Origin of the sequence: Pseudomonas sp. NPDC089534 (assembly GCF_044749305.1) — a bacterium.
In the GTDB taxonomy this organism is placed as follows: domain Bacteria; phylum Pseudomonadota; class Gammaproteobacteria; order Pseudomonadales; family Pseudomonadaceae; genus Aquipseudomonas; species Aquipseudomonas ekonensis.
The window spans coordinates 1-3,659 of sequence record NZ_JBIVHR010000186.1 but is presented as its reverse complement, the minus strand read 5'-3'; the positions used below and the strand labels follow the sequence as shown (position 1 = coordinate 3,659).

General features: G+C 61.8%; 3 protein-coding genes. All 3 read left to right on the top strand.

Going from position 1 to position 3,659, the window contains the following annotated elements; genetic code table 11:
- Positions 1 to 1,128: 2-oxoglutarate dehydrogenase complex dihydrolipoyllysine-residue succinyltransferase (odhB, locus tag ACIP0B_RS28140; protein WP_400838407.1), on the top strand; the 1,128-nt coding region annotated here is incomplete at its 5' end.
- A 97-nt stretch (positions 1,129 to 1,225) separates the two neighbouring features.
- Complete coding sequence (gene lpdA / locus ACIP0B_RS28135) at positions 1,226 to 2,662, top strand: dihydrolipoyl dehydrogenase (protein WP_085577744.1); 1,437 nt, start codon at positions 1,226 to 1,228, stop codon at positions 2,660 to 2,662.
- 339 nt (positions 2,663 to 3,001) lie between these two features.
- On the top strand, positions 3,002 to 3,659 hold a 658-nt coding region (locus ACIP0B_RS28130; RefSeq protein ID WP_400838404.1), incomplete at its 3' end, for a succinate--CoA ligase subunit beta.

Genomic DNA, 3,659 nt, shown 5'->3' with positions numbered 1-3,659 from the left:
TTGCAGGCCGGCCTGGTCGACGAACTGGCGGTAGACCGCGACGAAGTGCTGGCCACCGCCGACGGCGTGCTGGGCGCAATCGTCAAGAACGAAGGCGACACCGTTCTGTCCGACGAAGTGCTGGGCTCCATCGTTGAAGGCGGCGCCGCTGCCGCCGCTCCGGCTGCCGCTGCTGCTCCGGCCGCCGCTGCCGCTGCCCCGGCTGCCGCCGACGGCGAAGACGACCCGATCGCTGCGCCTGCCGCACGCAAGCTGGCTGAAGAGAACGGCATCAACATCGCTTCCGTTGCCGGCACCGGCAAGGGCGGTCGCGTGACCAAGGAAGACGTGGTGGCTGCCGTTGCCGCCAAGAAGGCCGCTCCGGCCGCTGCGCCTGCCAAGGCTGCCGCGCCTGCCGCCGCCGCTCCGGTGTTCGCTGCCGGCGACCGCGTCGAGAAGCGCGTTCCGATGACCCGCCTGCGTGCCAAGGTCGCCGAGCGTCTGGTCGAAGCCCAGTCGAACATGGCGATGCTGACCACCTTCAACGAAGTCGACATGACCGAAGTCATGGCCCTGCGTTCGAAGTACAAGGATCTGTTCGAGAAGTCCCACAACGGCGTGCGCCTGGGCTTCATGTCGTTCTTCGTGAAAGCCGCCACCGAAGCCCTGAAGCGCTTCCCGGCCGTGAACGCGTCGATCGACGGTTCGGACATCGTCTACCACGGCTACGCCGACATCGGTGTCGCCGTTTCCAGCGACCGTGGTCTGGTGGTGCCGGTTCTGCGCAACGCCGAACTGATGAGCCTGGCTGAAATCGAAGGCGGCATCGCCACTTTCGGCAAGAAAGCCCGTGACGGCAAACTGTCGATGGAAGAGATGACCGGCGGTACCTTCACCATCACCAACGGCGGCACCTTCGGTTCGATGATGTCGACCCCGATCGTCAACCCGCCGCAGGCCGCGATCCTGGGCATGCACAACATCATCCAGCGTCCTATGGCGGTCAACGGTCAGGTCGTGATCCGTCCGATGATGTACCTGGCGCTGTCCTACGATCACCGTCTGATCGATGGCAAAGAAGCTGTAACCTTCCTGGTGACCATCAAGAACCTGCTGGAAGATCCGGCTCGTCTGTTGCTGGATATCTGATAGAAGCAGCTGTGAGCTGCAAGCTTCGAGCCGCAGGAAAGGGCGGTTCGGCTTGCAGCTTGCGGCTTGAAGCTTTTCGCTCAAGAGGATTTTTTGAATGTCGCAGAAATTTGACGTAGTAGTGATCGGCGCGGGCCCTGGCGGCTACGTGGCTGCCATCAAGGCCGCACAGCTGGGCCTCACCACTGCCTGCATCGAGAAGTACACCGATGGCGAAGGCAAGCTGGCCCTGGGCGGCACCTGCCTGAACGTAGGCTGCATTCCTTCCAAGGCGCTGCTGGACAGCTCCTGGAAATACAAGGAAGCGAAAGAGAGCTTCAACGTCCACGGCATCTCCACCGGCGAAGTGAAGATGGACGTCGCCGCGATGGTCGGCCGCAAGGCCGGCATCGTCAAGAACCTGACCGGCGGCGTTGCCACCCTGTTCAAGGCCAACGGCGTCACTTCGATCCAGGGCCACGGCAAGCTGCTGGCCGGCAAGAAAGTCGAAGTCACCAAGCCTGACGGTTCGGTGGAAGTCATCGAAGCCGAGAACGTGATCCTGGCTTCCGGCTCCCGTCCGATCGACATTCCGCCGGCTCCGGTCGACCAGAAAGTCATCGTCGACTCCACCGGCGCCCTGGAATTCCAGACCGTGCCTAAGCGTCTGGGCGTGATCGGCGCCGGCGTGATCGGCCTGGAGCTGGGCTCGGTCTGGTCGCGTCTGGGTGCTGAAGTCACCGTCCTGGAAGCACTGGACACCTTCCTGATGGCCGCGGACACCGCCGTCTCCAAGGAAGCGCTGAAGACCCTGACCAAACAGGGCCTGGACATCAAGCTGGGCGCCCGCGTGACCGGCTCCAAAGTGACCGGCGACGAAGTCGTCGTGAACTACACCGACGCCAACGGCGAACAGTCCATCACCTTCGACAAGCTGATCGTAGCCGTCGGTCGCCGTCCGGTGACCACCGATCTGCTGGCCGCCGACAGCGGCGTGACCATCGACGAGCGTGGTTTCATCTTCGTTGACGACCACTGCGCGACCAGCGTACCGGGCGTTTACGCCATCGGCGACGTGGTTCGTGGCATGATGCTGGCGCACAAGGCGTCGGAAGAGGGCATCATGGTCGTCGAGCGCATCAAGGGCCACAAGGCTCAGATGAACTATGACCTGATCCCTTCGGTTATTTATACTCACCCGGAAATCGCGTGGGTCGGCAAGACCGAGCAGGCCTTGAAAGCCGAAGGCGTTGAAGTTAACGTCGGCACCTTCCCGTTCGCGGCCTCCGGCCGTGCCATGGCGGCCAACGACACCGGCGGTTTCGTCAAGGTCATCGCCGACGCCAAGACCGACCGCGTCCTGGGCGTGCACGTGATTGGCCCGAGCGCTGCCGAACTGGTTCAGCAGGGCGCGATCGGCATGGAATTCGGCACCAGCGCTGAAGACCTGGGCATGATGGTATTCTCCCATCCGACCCTGTCCGAAGCCTTGCACGAAGCTGCTTTGGCCGTGAATGGCGGCGCCATCCACGTGGCCAACCGCAAGAAGCGTTGAGGGCTTTGTGAAAGCGTAGCGAGCGACGGAAAGACAAGGCAAAAACAGGCGAGAAAGCGGAGTTGACTTCAGTCAATGAGCATTTCGAGCCTGTTTTTAACGCAGTATTTCCTAGCGCAGCAGCTTTCGCATGTCCGAAGAGACAATAAGAAACCACGGCGGTATCGGCCCGTCGTGAGCCTTGCGTGCAAGACTCACCGCGGAATGTCCGCTGGACGCAGTCTTGCGTAGCTGCACCGGGTATCCGGAAAGGCTGCGCAAGCAGCAGTCACAGGTGGCGCGGCACTCATAAAGAGCGCAGCGCCGAATGCGCAGTACCTAACGAAGACGGTAAAAAGCATGAATCTTCACGAGTATCAGGGTAAGCAGCTGTTCGCTGAGTACGGCCTGCCAGTATCCAAAGGCTACGCGGTAGACACCCCGGAAGAAGCGGCAGAAGCTTGCGACAAGATCGGCGGCAACGAGTGGGTCGTCAAAGCCCAGGTTCACGCCGGTGGTCGCGGTAAAGCGGGCGGCGTCAAGCTGGTTCGCAGCAAAGAAGACGCCAAGGCCTTCGCACAGCAGTGGCTGGGCAAGCGTCTGGTGACCTACCAGACTGACGCCAACGGTCAGCCGGTCACCAAGATCCTGGTTGAATCGTGCACTGATATCGCTAAAGAGCTGTACCTGGGCGCTGTCGTTGACCGTTCGAGCCGCCGCATCGTGTTCATGGCTTCCACCGAAGGTGGCGTGGACATCGAGAAGATCGCTCACGACACTCCAGAAAAAATCCTGAAGGCCACCATCGATCCGCTGGTCGGCGCTCAGCCGTTCCAGGGCCGCGAGCTGGCGTTCCAGCTGGGTCTGGAAGGCAAGCAAGTTGCCCAGTTCGCCAAGATCTTCACCGGTCTGGCCAAGCTGTTCAAGGATCACGACCTGGCTCTGCTGGAAGTGAACCCGCTGGTGATCAAGGCCGACGGCGACCTGCACTGCCTGGACGCCAAGATCAACATCGACG

Excerpts from the sequence above, each read along its gene's own strand:
- lpdA (WP_085577744.1), top strand. The coding sequence starts at position 1,226 with ATGTCGCAGAAATTTGACGTAGTAGTGATCGGCGCGGGCCCTGGCGGC.